General features: G+C 61.5%; 17 protein-coding genes, 1 tRNA gene and 3 pseudogenes. 12 read left to right on the forward strand and 9 right to left on the reverse strand.

What is annotated here, in order from left to right:
- Positions 1 to 268 (forward strand): annotated as a pseudogene (locus AACZ55_RS10755) (thiamine biosynthesis protein ThiF); the annotation flags it as partial.
- A gap of 141 nt (positions 269 to 409) precedes the next feature.
- Here the strand turns inward: AACZ55_RS10755 and fabB are convergent.
- The 9 genes from fabB to AACZ55_RS10800 form a co-directional block, all read right to left on the reverse strand.
- Positions 410 to 1,636 carry a beta-ketoacyl-ACP synthase I gene (gene fabB, locus AACZ55_RS10760; protein WP_339645993.1) on the reverse strand — a complete coding sequence of 409 codons (1,227 nt, stop codon included), beginning with the start codon at positions 1,634 to 1,636 and terminating at the stop codon, positions 410 to 412.
- Positions 1,637 to 1,683: 47 nt separating this feature from the next.
- Positions 1,684 to 2,199: a 3-hydroxyacyl-[acyl-carrier-protein] dehydratase FabA gene (gene fabA, locus AACZ55_RS10765; protein ID WP_338608311.1), complete on the reverse strand. Its 516-nt coding sequence runs from the start codon at positions 2,197 to 2,199 to the stop codon at positions 1,684 to 1,686.
- 190 nt (positions 2,200 to 2,389) lie between these two features.
- Positions 2,390 to 3,889, reverse strand: a complete 1,500-nt coding sequence (gene rpoN, locus AACZ55_RS10770) for an RNA polymerase factor sigma-54 (RefSeq protein WP_339645994.1) — start codon at positions 3,887 to 3,889, stop codon at positions 2,390 to 2,392.
- A 188-nt stretch (positions 3,890 to 4,077) separates the two neighbouring features.
- Positions 4,078 to 4,818: an LPS export ABC transporter ATP-binding protein gene (gene lptB, locus AACZ55_RS10775; RefSeq protein WP_338608309.1), complete on the reverse strand. Its 741-nt coding sequence runs from the start codon at positions 4,816 to 4,818 to the stop codon at positions 4,078 to 4,080.
- Positions 4,818 to 5,330, reverse strand: a complete 513-nt coding sequence (locus tag AACZ55_RS10780; protein WP_339645996.1) for an LptA/OstA family protein — start codon at positions 5,328 to 5,330, stop codon at positions 4,818 to 4,820. Before AACZ55_RS10780 ends, lptB begins: the two co-directional genes overlap by 1 nt.
- Positions 5,317 to 5,991, reverse strand: coding sequence for a hypothetical protein (locus tag AACZ55_RS10785; RefSeq protein WP_339645998.1), 675 nt, complete (start codon positions 5,989 to 5,991; stop codon positions 5,317 to 5,319). Before AACZ55_RS10785 ends, AACZ55_RS10780 begins: the two co-directional genes overlap by 14 nt.
- A 3-nt stretch (positions 5,992 to 5,994) precedes the next feature.
- Entirely contained in the window at positions 5,995 to 6,612 is a 618-nt protein-coding gene (locus AACZ55_RS10790; RefSeq protein WP_339646000.1) for a ribonuclease D, read from the reverse strand.
- Positions 6,613 to 6,794: 182 nt separating this feature from the next.
- Positions 6,795 to 6,881 (reverse strand) — tRNA-Leu (locus tag AACZ55_RS10795).
- A gap of 88 nt (positions 6,882 to 6,969) precedes the next feature.
- Complete coding sequence (locus AACZ55_RS10800) at positions 6,970 to 7,338, reverse strand: GFA family protein (protein ID WP_339646002.1); 369 nt, start codon at positions 7,336 to 7,338, stop codon at positions 6,970 to 6,972.
- Between the two features lie 170 nt (positions 7,339 to 7,508).
- Between AACZ55_RS10800 and AACZ55_RS10805 the strand changes: the two genes are divergently transcribed.
- The 11 genes and pseudogenes from AACZ55_RS10805 to AACZ55_RS10855 all read left to right on the forward strand — a co-directional run.
- Positions 7,509 to 8,489 (forward strand): complex I NDUFA9 subunit family protein, encoded by a 981-nt coding sequence (locus tag AACZ55_RS10805; protein WP_339646004.1) that lies wholly within the window; start codon positions 7,509 to 7,511, stop codon positions 8,487 to 8,489.
- 190 nt (positions 8,490 to 8,679) lie between these two features.
- Complete coding sequence (locus AACZ55_RS10810; protein WP_338608303.1) at positions 8,680 to 9,360, forward strand: glutathione S-transferase family protein; 681 nt, start codon at positions 8,680 to 8,682, stop codon at positions 9,358 to 9,360.
- Positions 9,357 to 10,478 carry a tRNA epoxyqueuosine(34) reductase QueG gene (queG, locus tag AACZ55_RS10815; protein ID WP_339646006.1) on the forward strand — a complete coding sequence of 374 codons (1,122 nt, stop codon included), beginning with the start codon at positions 9,357 to 9,359 and terminating at the stop codon, positions 10,476 to 10,478. Before AACZ55_RS10810 ends, queG begins: the two co-directional genes overlap by 4 nt.
- Complete coding sequence (locus AACZ55_RS10820) at positions 10,466 to 11,344, forward strand: SDR family oxidoreductase (protein ID WP_339646008.1); 879 nt, start codon at positions 10,466 to 10,468, stop codon at positions 11,342 to 11,344. Before queG ends, AACZ55_RS10820 begins: the two co-directional genes overlap by 13 nt.
- A 31-nt stretch (positions 11,345 to 11,375) precedes the next feature.
- Positions 11,376 to 11,783, forward strand: a complete 408-nt coding sequence (gene rbfA / locus AACZ55_RS10825) for a 30S ribosome-binding factor RbfA (protein ID WP_339646019.1) — start codon at positions 11,376 to 11,378, stop codon at positions 11,781 to 11,783.
- A 14-nt stretch (positions 11,784 to 11,797) separates the two neighbouring features.
- Positions 11,798 to 12,709, forward strand: coding sequence for a tRNA pseudouridine(55) synthase TruB (truB, locus tag AACZ55_RS10830; RefSeq protein WP_339646010.1), 912 nt, complete (start codon positions 11,798 to 11,800; stop codon positions 12,707 to 12,709).
- A gap of 87 nt (positions 12,710 to 12,796) precedes the next feature.
- On the forward strand, positions 12,797 to 14,530 hold the full coding sequence (locus AACZ55_RS10835) for a sensor histidine kinase (protein WP_339646012.1): 1,734 nt from the start codon (positions 12,797 to 12,799) through the stop codon (positions 14,528 to 14,530).
- 151 nt (positions 14,531 to 14,681) lie between these two features.
- A pseudogene (rpsO, locus tag AACZ55_RS10840) lies at positions 14,682 to 14,954 on the forward strand (30S ribosomal protein S15); the annotation flags it as partial.
- A 272-nt stretch (positions 14,955 to 15,226) separates the two neighbouring features.
- Positions 15,227 to 17,365, forward strand: coding sequence for a polyribonucleotide nucleotidyltransferase (pnp, locus tag AACZ55_RS10845; RefSeq protein ID WP_339646014.1), 2,139 nt, complete (start codon positions 15,227 to 15,229; stop codon positions 17,363 to 17,365).
- 150 nt (positions 17,366 to 17,515) lie between these two features.
- Positions 17,516 to 17,941: a YciI family protein gene (locus AACZ55_RS10850; RefSeq protein WP_339646016.1), complete on the forward strand. Its 426-nt coding sequence runs from the start codon at positions 17,516 to 17,518 to the stop codon at positions 17,939 to 17,941.
- Positions 17,942 to 17,951: 10 nt separating this feature from the next.
- Positions 17,952 to 18,089: pseudogene (locus AACZ55_RS10855) on the forward strand (GFA family protein); the annotation flags it as partial.

Raw genomic sequence — 18,089 nt, forward strand, 5'->3', positions numbered from 1 at the left:
CTCGGTCACGGTTCTGGCGCCCTATATGACGCGCGAGGACGGCACCTATTGGCCCGATTTTGATAAACTCTATCCCGTCGATCCCACCCCCGAAGACAGTCCGCCCTGCGAACTCGTCGGCGTGCTCAACGTCCTTCCGGGCATAGTCGGCACCATGATGGCCAACGAAGCCATCAAATACCTTGCCGGCTTCGGCGAACCGCTTCTGGGAAAGTTGCTGATCTACTCGGCCCGCACCGGCGAGAGCCGGATCATGGGTTACAGATAGCGGGCTGCCGCTCTACAATCGGCCAATTGCCATCGCGAACGAGTGCAGCGAGGACCTCGACGACCGTTCGCCGCCCCGCCGGAAGGCCAGCGAAAGGCATAGGGCGGTTTTAGCCCGTCATGACGTGCGTGAGTGCCCGAATCAAGCATCCATATGCTTGAACACCAGCGTTGCGTTGGTACCGCCGAAGCCGAAGCTGTTGGACAGCACGACACCGAGATCGACATTGTCGCGGCGCTCGCGCAAAATCGGCATGTCCGCAAAATCGGGATCGAGGGTTTCGATATTGGCGCTCTCGCAGATAAAGCGATTCTGCATCATCAAAAGCGAATAGATGCATTCCTGCACGCCCGTTGCGCCCAGCGAATGCCCGGTCAGCGACTTGGTGGCCGACAGCGGAGGGCACTTGTCCTCATTGCCGAACACTTCACGCAAGGCTTCGATTTCCTTGCGGTCGCCCACCGGGGTCGAGGTGGCGTGCGGGTTGATATAGTCGACCGGCGCCTTGACGGTTTCGAGCGCCATGCGCATGCAGCGGATCGCGCCCTCGCCCGAAGGTGCCACCATGTCGTGGCCGTCCGAAGTCGCGCCATAGCCGATCAACTCGGCAATGATGTTGGCGCCGCGCGCCTTGGCGTGTTCATATTCCTCGAGCACAAGAACGCCAGCGCCCCCGGCAATCACGAACCCGTCGCGATTGGCGTCATAGGCGCGCGATGCCTTTTCAGGCGTATCGTTGAAGTCCGAACTCATGGCGCCCATCGCATCGAACAAATTCGACATCGACCAGTCCAAATCCTCGTGGCCGCCGGCAAAAACGATATCCTGCTTGCCCAGCTGGATCTGTTCGTACGCGTTGCCGATGCAGTGTTTCGACGTCGCGCAGGCCGAGGAGATCGAATAATTGACCCCCAGAATGCCATAGGCCGTGGCCAGCGTTGCCGAAGCGGTCGAACTCATCGCCTTGGGCACGGCCAGCGGGCCGATGCGCTTGGGGCTCTTTTTCTCCCGCGTGATATCGGCCGCTTCCACAACGGCCCGGGTCGAAGGCCCGCCCGATCCCATCACGATGCCGGTGCGCGGGTTTTTGACGTCCTTTTCCTCGAGCCCGGCCATTTCGATGGCCTGCTGCATGGCGATATAGTTCCAGGCAGCGCCCTTGGCCATAAAGCGCGTTGTGCGCCGGTCGAGCACTTCGAAAGGGTCGAGCGTGGGCGCGCCATGCACCTGGCAGCGAAAGCCCAGATCGACATAATCCTGCGCCCGGGAAATTCCCGGACGCGCGTTTTTAAGGCTGTCGAGCACCTCGTCGAGAGTGTTTCCGATCGAGGAGACGATCCCCATGCCGGTGACCACAACGCGCTTCATTTATGCCCCTTGGTCTTTCCTGTCAGACGTATAGTTCGGCCCGAAACTTAAAGGGCGCCCATGTCCGTAAAAAGGCCGACCCGCAGATCCTTGGCCTCATATATGGTCTTTCCATCGGCTTTTACATAGCCGTCGGCGATTCCCAGCGTCAGGCGCGAGCGTACGACGCGTTTGATGTCGATACCATATTCGACCATTTTGACGTCGTTTGTAACCTGGCCGGTAAACTTGATCTCACCCGCCAACGCGCGCCCACGCCCGGGCGATCCGCCCCAGCCGAGAAAAAATCCGGTCATCTGCCACAGCGCATCCAGCCCCAGGCAGCCCGGCATGACCGGATCGCCGTGGAAATGGCAGGCAAAAAACCACAGGTCGGGAGAAACGTCGAGCTCGGCCCGCACCTGCCCCTTGCCATGTGGCCCGCCATCGTCGTCGATCCGCGTAATGCGGTCGAACATGAGCATGGGCGGAAGCGGCAATTGCGCATTTCCCGGTCCAAAAAGCTCACCGCGCCCACAGGCCAGCAACTGGTCGTAATCGTAAGAATGGGCGCGTTCTGCCATGGACTCCCCGCAAATCTGGAAAAAACTGTGTAGAGGGCAATCGCTAGGAGGGTCAATAGACCATTTGCCCGATGCACCTTGAGTGTGATCGGGACCCGGAGGGCCGCGAAGCGAAACGTTGCAGGCTTTTCCGGTTCGGTCACACGACAAAACAAAGCCAGAGCCTGATCCAATCGGGCTGGGACAGGCTCTACGCCATCTGTGCCTTCTTCTGGCGGCGCCGGATCACCGAGGAGGCAATGCCCATGCCTTCGCGGTACTTGGCAACGGTCCGGCGGGCCACATCGATTCCCTGTTCGCGCTTGAGCATTTCGGCAATCGTGTCGTCCGACAGGATCGCCTCGGGCTTTTCTCCCTCGATCAGCTGGCGGATACGGTGGCGCACCGCCTCGGCCGAATGATCGTCGCCGCCCGAGGAGGAATTGAGCGCGGTCGTGAAGAAATATTTCATCTCGAACAGCCCGCGCGGCGTCGCGATATATTTGTTCGCCGTCACCCGCGACACCGTCGATTCGTGCATCTCGATCTCGGTGGCAACGGCCTTGAGCGTCATCGGCCGCAGATGGGAAACGCCGTGCCGCAGGAACCCGTCCTGCTGTTTGACGATTTCGGTGGCCACTTTCAGGATCGTCTGGGCACGCTGGTCGAGGCTCTTGGTCAGCCAGTTCGCCGTATTGAGACAATCGACAAGGAAGGTCTTTTCCTGCGGGTCGCGGGTTTTTTTGGAAATCGAGGCATAATAGACCCGGTTGACCAGAACCCGCGGCAGCACGTCGGAATTGAGCTCGACCTGCCATCCGCCGTCATTGCCGCGTTTGACGAACACATCGGGCACCACCGATTGCACCGGCGAAAAATCGAACGCCCGGCCTGGACGTGGATCGAGTTCGCGCAATTCGGCCAGCATGTCGAAAATATCCTCGCGGTCCGCCCCGATCTTTTTGCCCAGCAGCGCCAGATCGTGACTGGCCACCAGATCGAGATGGGCCAGCAGCCCGGCCATCATGGGATCCAGCCTGTCCTTTTCGGCCAGCTGGATAGACAGGCATTCCGAAAGCGAGCGCGCAAAAACCCCAAGCGGCTCGCACCCCTGCACCTTGCCCAGCACGGCCTCGACGGTTCCGGCATCGGCACCGAGCTGCTCGGCGATCTGGTCGATCTCGGCCATCAGATACCCGCGCTCGTCGAGGTTATCGACGAGGCTGCGGGCGATCAGCCGTTCGGCGGGGTCGTTTACGATCAGGTTGACCTGATCGGCCAGATGGTCGGCCAGCGAGATCTGGGCAGACACATATTGGTCGATATCGGGCGCCTCGCCGCCCAGCGCGCCGCCCTTGCCTTCGGGCCACGAGCTCGACTGGCTCAGCGAATCCTGCCCTGACTGCTCGGGAAAAAGGTTGGAAGCCTCGGTATCGAAACTGTTGGCGATACTCGTTGCGCTGCCCAGATGATCGGAATAGTCGACAACGTCGCGATAGGGGTCGATCTCCTCGGCCCGCTCGCGCTCCATGGGCGTATCGCCATCGGGCGCATCGGTGCTTTCGAGCAGCGGATTGCGCATCAGCTCGGCATCGACGAAAGCGCTCAGCTCAAGATGGCTCAGCTGCAACAGCCGGATCGACGCCATCAGTTGCGGCGTCAGCGTCAATGTCTGGGTTTGCCGGACATCCAGCCGTGGCGACAGCGCCATGCCTAAAGAGCTCCCACTCAATTCCCCCAAATCGAAGCGTCCCACGCCGGAGCGTGTCCAGAACAAGTGGAAACGGTTGTTCGGTTCGGACACGCGACAACCAAGGACGTCGACCGGGCGAACCTAGCGGCTTTGTGACAGCCCTTCAAGGCATGCCATACAATTTCCGTGCCAAGTGGTGCCAAAGGCTAGAGCTTGAAGCTTTCGCCCAGATAAACCCGCCGCGCGTCGGGATCGGCCATGATGGTCTCGGGCCGGCCCTGGATCATTACCTTGCCGCCGTGGATCAGATAGGCCCTGTCCACCAACCCGAAAGTTTCACGCACCTGATGGTCGGTGATTAGAACTCCGATGCCGCGCTGGGTGAGCTGGCGCACCAGCCCCTGGATATCGGCCACCGCGATCGGATCGACCCCGGCAAACGGTTCGTCGAGCAGCATGAATTTGGGGTCCGCCGCCAGCGCGCGGGCAATTTCCACACGCCGCCGCTCGCCCCCCGACAGCGCCAGCGCATCGGCATCGCGCAGATGGGAAACCGAAAACTCGTCGAGCAACTCATCGAGCCGTGCATGGCGCTCTTTCTTGTTTTTGATATGCCCTTCGAGCACGGCCAGCACATTGTCCTTCACGCTCAGCCCGCGAAAGATCGAGGCCTCTTGCGGCAGATAGCCGATGCCTAGCCGCCCGCGCTGATAGAGCGGCAGATGGGTGATCGAAAGCCCGTCGAGTAGCACCTCGCCGCCATCGGGCCGAACCAGTCCCATGATCATGGTAAAAACCGTCGTCTTGCCCGCCCCGTTGGGTCCGAGCAGACCCACCGCCTCACCGCGCCGCACCGCAATCGAGACGTCGCGCACCACGGCGCGCCTTCCAAAACTCTTGGCAAGACCGTGGGCGACGAGCCAGCCGGTCTGGTCGATGCCGCCCATCAGCCCCCCGGCGTAAAGGTGCTAGTGACGCGCCCGCCATCACCCGCGGAGCTGAACGAGGAGGTGCCGGCCCGCGTGTCGATCACCAGCCGATCGGCATTGACGGTGCCGCTGGCATTGACCACCACCACCGAGCCGGTGAACACCAGCACCCGGTCGCCGAAATCGTAATCGGCGGTATCGGCCTCCACGGTCTGGTCGTCGAACGCCATTTTCACCCGCCCACCCGAGGCCGAAAAGCTTTCAAGGTCCGAAGGCCCGCCCTCGCCGTAAACGGTCTCGACCTGGGGCGCTTCGAGCTCCATCGTACCCTGGGTAATCACCACATTGCCGGTAAACAGCGCCGTGCTTTCGTTTTCGAGCACGTCGAGGTTGTCGGCCGTCACGTTGACCTGTTCGTCGGCCTCGCCGGCCAGGCCGCCGAACCCGGCGGGATCGCTGGCCGTGCTCTGGGCCAATGCCGGTCCGGCAAGAAGGGCGAAACATGCGATCGCCAGGCTAAAGCGCGTCATTGTCCGTCTCCGCAGCAAAAGGATCCCGCGCCTCTCCGGCATCGGGTTGGGGCATCATATCGAGATTGACGCCGCTAAACTGCCAGCGCGCAGCGTCCAGATCGTGTTCCATCGTATCGGCATAAAGGTGCGCGCCGCTATCGAAGGCGAAACGCACAGGGCCGTCCGACGTGATGATCTGGGCCGGCCAGTCCACTTCGACCCCAGCCAGAACACCTTGCGCACCGGTGGAATCGGAAACCGTGACATCCTCGTTGGAAGTCAGGTATTCGCTGCTCATCGTCCATTCGGCCGAGGCAAATTCGATATGGGCCGAATAGCCGTCATCGTCGGAAATATCGACGGTAAGCTCGTAAAGGTCGGCCGTATCGAGATTGCCCACCCGCGTCTCCGCCCGAGCCGCTTCCAGCGTATAGTTCGAGCCGGTTGCAGTGCGGCCTTCAAAACGCGGTCCCTCGATCACCAGCGTGTCGTTTTCCAGCCTTATGCCCTCTATCGGCACGATATCGCCGACCATGCTGGCGGCAACCTGGAGCGCGGGCACCGACAGAACAACGATGCCCGCCACAGGCACCACCCAGCGCAACACCGCGATCCGCCGGTTGTGCCGGGCAAACCGCAGATAGGTCTCGTGTCGGACGCTGGCGGTGGGCGCGATCATTGGCTAGCTGTGGGCAAAGATATCGGTCTCGGGCCAGCCGGCGAGATCGAGTTGGGCGCGCGTGGGCAAGAATTCGAAACAGGCCCTCGCCATGTCCGCCCGGCCCTCTCGTGCCAGCATCCGGTCCAGATGGCGGCGCAGATCGTGCAGATAGAGCACATCCGATGCGGCATAATCGAGCTGGGCCTGGCTCAGCGTTTCCGCCCCCCAGTCCGACGATTGCTGCTGCTTGCTCATGTCGACGCCCAAAAGCTCGCGCGAGAGGTCTTTGAGCCCATGCCGGTCGGTATAGGTGCGCACGAGTTTCGAGGCGATCTTGGTGCAATAGACCGGCGTGGTCATCACCCCGAACGCGGCAAAAAGCGCCGCCATGTCGAACCGGGCGAAATGAAACAGTTTTGTCTTGGTCTCATCGGCCAAAAGCGCCGAAAGGTTGGGTGCTTCGGTCTGCCCGGGCAGGATCTGGACCACATCGGCAGTGCCGTCACCGGGCGAAAGCTGCACGACGCACAGCCGGTCGCGCATCGGGTTGAGCCCCATCGTCTCGGTATCGATCGCCACCTGCCGTCCGGTGTAGCGGGAAAGGTCGGGCAGATCGCCCTTGTGCAGTCGAACGCTCATATCGTCTCATAACTCCGGGGAGAGGCAAAGGTTTCCCTAGATGCCACACCCCGCAGCGTTTTGCCTAGACCTTCCAGCCCAAGGCAGGGCTGCGACCAATCGCGCCCCGCCTCCCCTGGCAACAGGGGACGACCGATAAAACCCGATATTTCTGGAAAGTTCGGCAAGGCCGAAAAAAACGATGGTGCCCAGAAGAAGACTCGAACTTCCACTCCCTTTCGGGAACTAGCACCTGAAGCTAGCGCGTCTACCAATTCCGCCATCTGGGCAACGGGGGCACGCTTTAGAGTGCCCTTTGGGCTTTGTCAATGCAGCTTGCACCGGCCCGACAGCAATTTATGCGCGGCGGGCCGCGGCTCAGAAATCGGACCCGTTGAAGTGGCTTACGGCGTTCCTGTCAAAACGCGGCTCATCGAGACAGTGCACGTTTATGACATGGATCGTGTTGCCCTCCCGGTCGCTTCCAGATGCAAAAGGCTGGATACCGCATTGGGTGCAGAACTGATGCGCGATGGTGTGGGAATTGAACCTGTAGATTTTCAGCGCCTCGCTGCCACTCAAAAGCGTGAAATCATCCCCCCGCACCGAATGCATGACCGCGTTCAGTCTCCGGCAGCGCGAGCAATTGCATTGAAACGGCGCCTCGAGCCGTGTGCGGGCGGTAAAGCGGACGGCACCGCACTGGCAACTGCCTTCATAAACAGCAATTTCGGTTTGTTCACCCACTGTTACTCTCCTCGAAAAGATAAGAACAAATCAAGAACATATGGATTGAAGAGTCAATCCCCTTTGCCCATGCAGCCGTATCGCGTCGCAAACCGATTGCAATGGGCAAGCCACCGGGGCTAGAACGGGCCATCTTCACAGGCGTTCGTTTTGGCGGCGGGATCCTTCTCATGACCGAAAAGACAAGAAAAATCGCGACGATCTTCGGCGGCTCGGGCTTTATCGGCTCCCAGCTCACCCAGGATCTGGCGCGGCGCGGGTATTCGGTAAGGGTGGCCGTCAGGCGCCCCGATCTGGCCGGCCATGTGCGCATGTTCGGTTTCCCCGGTCAGATCCAGCCGGTCCAGGCCAATCTGCGCTATCCCGAATCGGTCGCTTCCGCCGTACGCGGGTCCGACGTGGTCATCAATCTGGTCGGCATTCTTTTCGAAAAGGGCAAGCAGCGCTTCCGCGCCGTCCAGACCCAGGGCGCCAAGGCGGTCGCCGAAGCGGCCAGCGACGCCGGCGTGCCCACCCTCATTCACATGTCGGCCATAGGGGCCGATACCCAATCGCCCTCGGCCTATCAGCGCGCCAAGGCGCTGGGCGAGGACGAAGTGTTCAAGGCTTTCCCCAAGGCCATTGTCATTCGGCCCTCGCTGGTGTTCGGGGCCGAGGACGGGTTTTTCAACCTGTTCGGCTTTATCGCCCGCATGTCCCCGATCATGCCGCTGATCGGGCGTGATACAAAATTCCAGCCCGTTTACGTGGCCGACGTCGCCGAGGCCATCGCTCTCGCTTCCCTGGGCGCTGTCAAGACGGGCAAGGTCTATGAGCTGGGCGGCCCTGAAATCGTCACCATGGAACAGGTGATCGAGCGCGTGCTCGAACAGACCCGCCGCAAGCGGGTTGTCCTGCCCTTGCCCGAATTTGTCGCAAAGCCGGTCGCCAGCGTCCTTTCGCTCCTGCCCAGGCCGCTCCTGACCCCCGATCAGGTCATCCAGCTCGGCATCGACAATGTCGTCTCGCCCGAAGCGATAAAGCAGAAACGAACCCTTGAAGCGTTCGGCATCGCGCCCACCACAATGGACGCCATCCTCCCCACCTATATGTGGCGCTTCCGCAAGCATGGCGAATTCGACCGGCACATCAATCCGCTGGTCAATGGCTGATTGGCTCGCTGGACCCGGTTGCGGTTAACCGATCGTTGACCGGTTAAGGAAAAATGCGCGCAGGCTTGGCGGCTTGGGCACAAAAACACCTTGATTGGCCCTCAGTTTACGCGGCCTAATTGCGTGTTGAGGTTTGCGGCCCTCCGGCTTCCACCCGGATCGGGTGCCGCATCATTTTTATGATTGGTCCATGCCCCAGCTTTTGCATCACAAGCTCGATCCCTCAAGCCGGCTCATCCGCCTCATGCTTGCCGAATACGGTGTCGATGTCGGTCTGGTCGACGTGGCGCCTTGGCGGCGCGATCCCGATTTTCTTGAAATCAACCCCGCGGCATCCGTCCCCGTCATGCTCGACGAGCCGTTTCCGCCCATTGTCGGCATTCTGGCCACCATCGCCCATATCGAGGACAATTTCGGCCCCGAAGGCCATATCGAGGCCCTGTTGCCCGAAAATGCAGGCGAAAAGATCGAAGTCTGGCGCCTGCTCGAATGGGTTCTGTTAAAGCTCGGCCCCGAAGTGACCGCCTATCTTCTCGAGGAAAAGCTCATCAAGCGCGATCTGCGCTCTGGCGCTCCCGAGCCTTCGGTCATCCGCATCGCCAAGGCCAACCTCACCGAACACCTTGCCTATTTTTCCTGGGTTCTGGCCACCCGCCGCTGGCTGGCCGGCGATACGCTGACTCTGGCCGATTTTGCACTCGCCGCCCATATTTCCGTGCTCGATTATATGGGCGACATCGCCTGGGAAAAGGCCGGCGAAATCAAGGATTGGTACGCCCGCATCAAATCGCGCCCCGCTTTCCGCCCACTGCTGGGCGATCGCATCGTGGGCATGCCGGCCTCGACGAGCTACGCGGACCTCGATTTTTGAGTTCTAAGGGCGACAGCATAGTTGCCGAACTGCGCGCCCGCGCCGCCGATCTGGGCTTTGCCGGTTTCGGCATCGCCCCTGCCGATGCCCGCCCCGACCTGCCGCAAAAGCTGCAATCGGCGCTACAAAGCGGCTGGCACGCCGATATGGGCTGGATGGCCGACACCGAGGAGCGCCGCAAATCCCCTGCCGCACTCTGGCCCGATGTGAAATCGGTTATCATGGTGGGCGCCAATTACGGCCCGGAGGAAAACCCGCTCGACCGTCTCGCCGACACTTCCCTCGCCAACGTCTCGGTCTACGCCCAGATGCGCGATTACCATGACGTCATCAAGGGTCGCCTCAAGGATCTCGCCGGCCTTCTCGCCCGCCGCACCGGCGCCGAGGTCAAAGTGTTCGTCGATACCGCACCGGTGATGGAAAAGCCCCTCGCCGAAGCTGCGGGGTTGGGCTGGCAGGGCAAGCACACGGTGTTGCTCTCGCGCGAGGCGGGCTCATGGCTGTTTCTAGGGGCGATTTTCACTTCGGCCGATCTGCCCGCCAGCACACCGGCAGAGGAAAAGTGCGGCACATGCACCAAATGCCTCGACATCTGCCCCACGGATGCCTTCCCCGCGCCCTTCCGCCTCGATGCCCGCAAATGCCTTGCCTATTATTCGGTCGAGCATAAGGGCCAGATCCCTGTCGAATTCCGCAAACCCATGGGCAATCGCGTCTTCGGCTGCGACGATTGTCTCGCGGTCTGCCCCTGGAACAAGTTCGCCAGCGCCACCCGCGACGCCAAGCTCTCGGCCCGCCAAGCCATCCGCAATGCCGGCTTGAGCGACATGCTCGCTCTGAGCGATGCAGCATTCCGCGATTTTTTCGCCCAGACACCCGTCAAGCGCCTCGGCTCGGCCCGTTTTTTGCGCAATTGCCTCGTTGCGGCGGGCAATTCGGGCGACACGGCGTATCTTGCCGCCATCAAGCGGCTGATCGCCCATGACAGCCCGCTGGTGCGTGGCATGGCCATCTGGGCCCTGCGGCAGCTGGCCCGGGAGGGCGAGGCAGACGCCCAGCGGGCCAGATCACTTGCAACCGAACCCGATCCGGAGGTCAGAGCCGAATGGAGCCATTGAACATATTCGTCTTCGGCGCCGGCTATTCAGCGCAGGCAGCAATCACTGCCCTGCGCTCGGGTGGCGATGTCTCGGTGACGGCGACAACCCGTTCCGCCGAAAAAGCCGACGACCTGACCCGGAAGGGCATCGCCGCCCAGATTTTTGACGGCACCGCGCCCGCTCCTGCCCTGCAGCCCGCGCTGGAGGCAGCGACCCATCTTCTGGTCTCGATTGCCCCCGGCCCCGATGGCGATCCGGTCCTTGCCCAACACGCGCCCGACCTGCGCGCCGCCCCCAATCTCAAATGGATCGGCTATTTTTCCACAATCGGCGTTTATGGCGACGCCGAGGGGGAGTGGATCGACGAAACCGCGCCCACCGAACCGCTCTCGGCCCGTAACCGCTATCGGCTCGATGCCGAAGCAGGCTGGCAGGCGCTGGCCGAAGAAAAAGCGATCCCGCTCGCCATTCTCCGTCTCGCCGGCATCTACGGCCCGACGCGCTCGCCATTTGAAAAGCTCAGATCGGGCACGGCGCGCCGCATCGTCAAGCCCGGCCAGGTCTTCAACCGCATCCATGTTCACGATATCGGGGCCATCACCGCCCTTGCCGCCACCCAGCGCCTCGATGGCATCTTCAACGTCTGCGACGACGAGCCGGGCCCGCCCCAGGACGTGATCGCCGACGCCGCCCGATTGCTCGCCATGACTCCACCGCCCGAAATCGCCTTTGAGGACGCCGATCTCTCGCCTATGGCCCGCACCTTTTATGCGGGAAACCGCCGCGTTTCCAACGCCAGGATCAAGTCCGCGCTCGGCTACAGCCTCAAATATCCCACCTATCGCGAGGGCCATGCGGCCATATTGCGCCAACGTGACGATTGACGCGCAGCCAATTGCACCCTATCTCGCGCGGATGGTCAAAAAGGCATCAACATCGGCTCCCTCCCAGCGCATGCTCCGCGTCGGCGAACGTGTGCGCCACGAGATCGCGGCTCTGCTCTCGCGCAACGAGATCATCGATCCGCTGCTCGAAACCGTTACCGTCACGGTTCCCGAAGTGCGCATGACACCCGATCTCAAGCTCGCCAATGTCTACGTCATGCCCCTTGGCGGGGAAAATGCCGAGGACGTGGTGTCCGCGCTCAATACCCACGCCAAGTTCATCCGTGGCCGCGTCACCCCGGCGCTCGATCTGAAATACGCGCCCCAGTTCCGCTTTTTTGTCGACAAGACGTTCGACGAATATGGCCGCATCGACGCGATTCTGCGCTCGGAACGCGTGCAGCGCGATCTGGCGAGCGACGACGACAGCGAAGACTGAATAAAGGACGTGCAGTGAGCCAAGCTCAAAAAAAGCGCGTCAAGCGCGACCTGTCCGGCTGGCTTGTGTTCAACAAGCCCTATGACATGAGCTCCACCGAAGCGGTAGGCAAGCTGCGCTGGCTCTATGGCGCCAAAAAAGCCGGTCACGCCGGCACGCTCGATCCGCTGGCCACCGGCATCCTTCCCATCGCTTTCGGTGAGGCCACAAAGACCGTGCCCATCGTCCAGGACGGCACCAAGGTCTATCATTTCGATATCGTCTGGGGCCAGGCCACCTCAACCGACGATATCGAGGGCGAGGTGATCGCCACCTCCGATGTTCGCCCCACCGAACAAGCGCTCGAGGCCGTCCTGCCGCGGTTTATCGGATTGATCACCCAGATCCCGCCCGCCTTTTCGGCCATCAGGATCGGCGGCGAGCGCGCCTATGATCTGGCCCGCGCCGGCCACACCCTCGAAATGCCGTCCCGCGAGGTCGAAATCGACGCCCTCGAAGTGATCGCGCACGCCCCCGAGCGCAGCAAACTCTCGGTCACCTGTTCCAAGGGCACCTATGTTCGCGCCCTGGCCCGCGACATTGCCGAGGCGCTCGGAACCAGGGGCCATGTCGGCGCTTTGCACCGCGCCCGGGTGGGCAATTTCTCCGATGCTGACGCCGTTACCCTCGAAACGATCGAATCCGTAGAGCTTCCGGCTCGCGATGGCTTGCTGCTGCCCGTTGCCGCCGGGCTGGCCGATCTGCCCGAAATCCGTCTCGATGCCCGACAGGCCGCAACCATAAGGCTTGGAAACCCGGTGCTGTTGACCGGCCGCGACGCCCCCATCGCCCTTGACGACGCATGGGCATCGCTCAAGGGCGAGGCGGTGGCGCTCGGCTTTGTCCAGGCGGGCCAGTTCAAACCCAGGCGGGTTATTCTGGGCTGAGGGGATCGGGGCCCGCGCGGGGGCTCTTTACCCTCTCTCTGTGACAGGCTAAAGGTTTGCGGGTCCATAAGGATCGGCCACTCGACAATGTCTCAATCCGCCCCGCAGAACGAGAGCAATCCGGCCGAATCCGAGGCGCGGAAAACGCCGCGTAGCGGTCCGCTTTCAATTCCGATTATCTTCTATCTCGCCTTTCTGGTTGCCGTCGTCGTCCTGCCCGCCACGGCGTTCACCGCGGTGCTTTTGGCCCGCCACAACGTTGCCCAGGAAGAAACCGTCCAGACCTTTACCGTTGCAACGGCCCGCTCGGTCCTCCAGTCGGTCGAGCGCGAGATTGCAGGCATGATCACCACCCAAAGGGTGCTCATGAGCATCGAGGCGCTCAATGCGGGCAATCTGGCCGAATTTCACGAGCACGCCCAGACGGCGCTGGCCGGCACGGGCTCGTATTTCATCATTGCCGACGATCAGTTCAACCAGTTGCTCAACACCCGTGTCGAATACGGCGTGCCGTTGACTCAGGTGACCGAACGTCAATCCGTACGTCGGGCCCTCGAAACGCCTGATGCTGTGGTGTCGGACATCTTTTTCGGTCAGACCGCACAGGAATACGTGTTCAACGTGGTGCGCCAGCGCCCCGGCATCATCCCGCCCCAACTCGCCATTCTCACCCAGAATGCCTCGTCCCTTTCCAACGCCCTGCTCACGCGCGAATTGCCCCAGGGCTGGCACGTGGCGCTTGTCGATTCCAACAATACGGTCCTTGCGGCCTCCGAGGACGCGGCCCGTATCGGCGAACCCCTGTTCATTCCGTTGCGCGAGGACGCGGGCGGAACACGATGGATCGATACAACAATCTCGGGCGAGGACTACAAGACCATCACCCAGTATTCGATTCTGACCGGATGGTATGTGGTCGCCTGGGCACCCTCTTCGATGGTCACCGAGCCTCTGCGCACAACGCTTTTGTGGCTTCTCGCCGGGGCGCTGGTCATTGTCGTGCTGGCCGGTTTTGCCGCCTCGCTCATCGGCCGTCAGATTGCCTCCTCTGTGCGCGGGCTCGCCCGTCAGGCCCGTGCCATGGGCGCCGGCCAGGAGATCGTCGCCATTCCCTACCCGGTTCAGGAACTGGCAACCGTGTCTGAGGCACTGGCCGACGCCGGGGCCAAGCGGCGCCAGGCCGAGACCGAATCGCGGTTTTTGATGCGCGAGGTGGCGCATCGCTCCAAAAACCAGCTCACCGTCATTTCGGCCATGGCCAAGCAGACGGCGCGCGGCGCCGCCGATGTGGAAAAATTCGTCGAGAACTTCCAGAACCGGCTTTATGGCCTGGCCCGGTCCACCGATCTGCTTTTGACCCACGGCACCCAGGGAATCGGGTTGCGCGATCTCTTTCGGACCCAGATCGATCCTTTCCGTCCAGAAGATCCCTCGCGCGTGGTCAAGACCGGGGTCAATGTCTATCTCAACGTCCAGGCGGCACAGGTTCTGGGCATGGCTGCCCATGAACTGGCCACCAACGCCTCCAAATACGGCGCGTTTTCTCGCGATGGCGGCAAGCTCACCGTCAACTGGAACCGGGCCGGCGGGGACAGATTACATCTGGTCTGGCGCGAAACCGTGCCCGGTTTCACCCCGCCTGCCGATCACAAGGGGTTCGGCACCGTCGTGCTTCAGACCATGGTTGCCGGCGCGCTCAAGGCCGATGTCGAGCGCACCGTGCACGAGGACGGCATCGAATGGACGTTTTCCATCCCGCTCGAACAGATCGACCCCGACCGTGACACCCCCGATACCGACGAGCCTGAAGCGGGACTCTGATCGGCCCGTAAACGAGAAAAAACTTCTCATTTGCCCCCCGATACCCTATATGGGCGCCAGCAAAAGGGTTTCCCTTTGTGCATAAAATGGCCATTCCTGGACGGCATCCCGGTATTGGCGTCACGCAACTCCTTGTTTTGAAAGGGATTTTACGATGTCGATTACTGCTGAGCGCAAAGCTGAGCTGATCAAGGATTATGCAACGAAGGCTGGCGATACCGGGTCTCCGGAAGTTCAGGTCGCCATCCTGACCGAGCGGATCACCAACCTCACCGAACATTTCAAGAGCCACGGCAAGGACAATCACTCGCGCCGCGGTCTTCTGAAAATGGTTGCGACCCGCCGTTCGCTTCTCGACTATGTCAAGCGCGGCGACCAAGCGCGGTACCAGAGCCTGATCGAACGGCTCGGCATCCGCCGCTAGAGCAATTGACGGGGGGTCGGCGCCATTTGCTGACCCCTTGTCGTATCGCCTGCCGGCAATGGGGCCGGCAAGCGCAAACTGCCGGAAGCGCCCTTTGGGGGCATGGCAGGATCGCCGGAGGCTCCGGTCACTTCTCAACGGAAGCTTGAGCCTCTCGCCGTCTTGTCCATGTTCCGGAACTTGAGGGACGCCTCTGGCGCCACCTGCGACGCGATCCGCCCGATGCCGCTTGGAAGCGCGTCGGCGGCTCCTCGCACAAGAAGGAATGTCTCATGACACTCAATTTCGACCACCACAAAGTCGAGCTCGACTGGGGCGGACAACCCCTCACGCTCGAAACCGGCAAGATCGCCCGTCAGGCCGATGGCGCCGTGCTCGCCACCCTGGGCGAAACCGTGGTTCTGGCCACCGTCGTTTCCGCCAAGACGCCAAAGGCCGGCATCGATTTCTTCCCGCTGACCGTCAACTACCAGGAAAAGTATTTTGCCGCCGGCAAGATCCCCGGTGGGTATTTCAAGCGTGAAGGCCGCCCCACCGAGGCCGAAACGCTGACCTCGCGCCTGATCGATCGCCCGATCCGCCCTCTGTTCCCCGCCGGGTACAAGAACGAGACCCAGGTCATCATCACCGTGCTTCAGCACGACATGGAAAACCAGCCCGACGTGCTCGCCATGGTCGCGGCTTCAGCGGCGCTCACCATTTCGGGCGTGCCCTTCATGGGCCCCATCGGCGCGGCCCGCGTCGGTTATGTCGATGGCGAGTATGTTTTGAACCTGCCCATCGACCGTCGCGATGATTCCAAGCTCGACCTCGTGATGGCTGGCACTGCCGACGCCGTTCTGATGGTGGAATCGGAAGCCAAGGAGCTCTCCGAGGACGTCATGCTCGGCGCCGTCATGTTTGGCCACCAGCAGAGCCAGAAGGTGATCGATGCGATCATCAAGCTCGCCGAACTGGCCGCCAAGGAGCCCCGCGAATTCGAACCCGCCGATATGAGCGCGCTCGAAACCGAAATGCTCGCGCTGATCGAAAGCGATCTGCGTGACGCCTACAAGAACACCGACAAGATGGCGCGCTACGACGCCGTCGACGCGGTCAAGGCCAAGGTCAAGGCTCACTTCATCCCCGAAGAGGGCGAAGCGGCCTACACCCCCGAACAGGTCGGCGCCGTGTTCAAGTCGCTCCAGGCCAAGGTCGTGCGCTGGAACATTCTCGACACCAAGACCCGGATTGACGGTCGCGACCTCGAAACGGTCCGCCCGATCGTGTCCGAAGTCGGCGTCCTGCCCCGCACTCACGGTTCGGCCATCTTCACTCGCGGTGAAACCCAGGCGCTGGTCGTTGCGACGCTGGGTACGGCGGACGATGAGCAGTTCATCGATTCGCTCGAAGGTACCTACAAGCAGAACTTCCTGCTCCACTACAACTTCCCGCCCTATTCGGTCGGTGAAGCCGGTCGCATGGGTTCGCCCGGACGCCGCGAAATCGGCCACGGCAAGCTCGCATGGCGCGCCATCAACCCGGTCCGCCCCTCGGCCGAGGAATTCCCCTACACCCTGCGTGTGGTCTCCGAAATCACCGAATCCAACGGTTCGTCTTCCATGGCAACCGTGTGCGGCACCTCGCTGGCGCTGATGGATGCGGGCGTTCCCATGAAGAAAGCCGTCGCCGGCATCGCCATGGGCCTGATCCTGGAAGGCGAAAAATTCGCCGTGCTGTCCGATATCCTGGGTGACGAAGATCACCTCGGCGACATGGACTTCAAGGTTGCGGGCACCCATGACGGGGTGACCAGCCTGCAGATGGACATCAAGATTGCCGGCATCACCGAAGAGATCATGAAGATCGCTCTGGGCCAGGCCAAGGATGGGCGCAAGCACATCCTCGAGGAAATGGCCAAGGCCATCGACACGGCCCGTTCGGAAGTGGGCGAGTTCGCCCCGCGCATCGAAACGCTCAAAATCCCGACCGACAAGATCCGTGAAGTGATCGGCACCGGCGGCAAGGTGATCCGTGAGATCGTCGAAAAGACCGGCGCCAAGATCAACATCGAAGACGATGGCACCGTCAAGGTCTCGTCCTCGGACGGCAAGCAGATCGATGCGGCCATCAAGTGGATCAAGTCGATCACCGACGAGCCCGAAGTGGGCGAAGTCTATCAGGGCACCGTGGTCAAGACCGCCGATTTCGGCGCGTTCGTGAACTTCTTTGGTGCAAAGGACGGCCTCGTGCACATCTCCCAGCTCGCCGAAGAGCGCGTGGGCAAGACCACCGACGTCGTCAAGGAAGGCGACAAGGTCTGGGTCAAGCTTTTAGGCTTCGACGAGCGCGGCAAGGTTCGCCTTTCCATGAAGGTCATTGATCAGGAGACCGGCAAGGAAAAGGCCAAGGAAGACGAAGCCGCCGAATAAGCGGCCAGCGTTTCTCCCAAGCGATCAGCCCGGCGCCCCGAAAGGAGCGCCGGGTTTTTTCATGTCGCGAGCAAAAAAATCGTGATGAGATGTCGGCAGGGCGTGTTGGGCAACGTCCTGGCAACAGACACGCATCCAAGGGAGAGAAAAATGCGCTTCATGGTGATGATAAAGGCCTCCGCCGACAGCGAGGCCGACGTCGAGCCCCAGGAGGGCCTGCTGCTCGAAATGGGCAAATACAACGAGGATCTGGTCAAGGCCGGTATCATGGTCGATGGCGCGGGCCTGATGTCGACGTCAAAAGGCGCTCGCGTTCAGGTCGCTGATGGAAAGCCCATCGTCACCGACGGCCCCTTTGCCGAAATCAAGGAAGTGATCGCCGGGTTCTGGATCTGGAACTGTTCTTCGCTGCAGGAGGCCATCGACTGGGTTGCAAAATGCCCCATCGCCCATGGACAGGACCGTTTCGAAATCCGCCAGATGCACGAGCTTGAAGATTTCGCCACCGAAGGCGAAGGCTATGAGCAACACAAGAAGGTTGAAGCCGAACTCGCGGCGCAAAAATCCGGGGGTTAGACAAACCGAAATGAAAAAGACCCATTCCGGCTCGTGCCATTGCGGTGCCATCCGTTTCACCGCCCCCATCGATCTCGATGAGGGAATCCGCAGATGCAATTGTACCTATTGCTTCAAGACCGGCTATCGCAAAGCCTTCGTCTATGGC

Origin of the sequence: uncultured Pelagibacterium sp. (assembly GCF_963972885.1) — a bacterium.
In the GTDB taxonomy this organism is placed as follows: domain Bacteria; phylum Pseudomonadota; class Alphaproteobacteria; order Rhizobiales; family Devosiaceae; genus Pelagibacterium; species Pelagibacterium nitratireducens.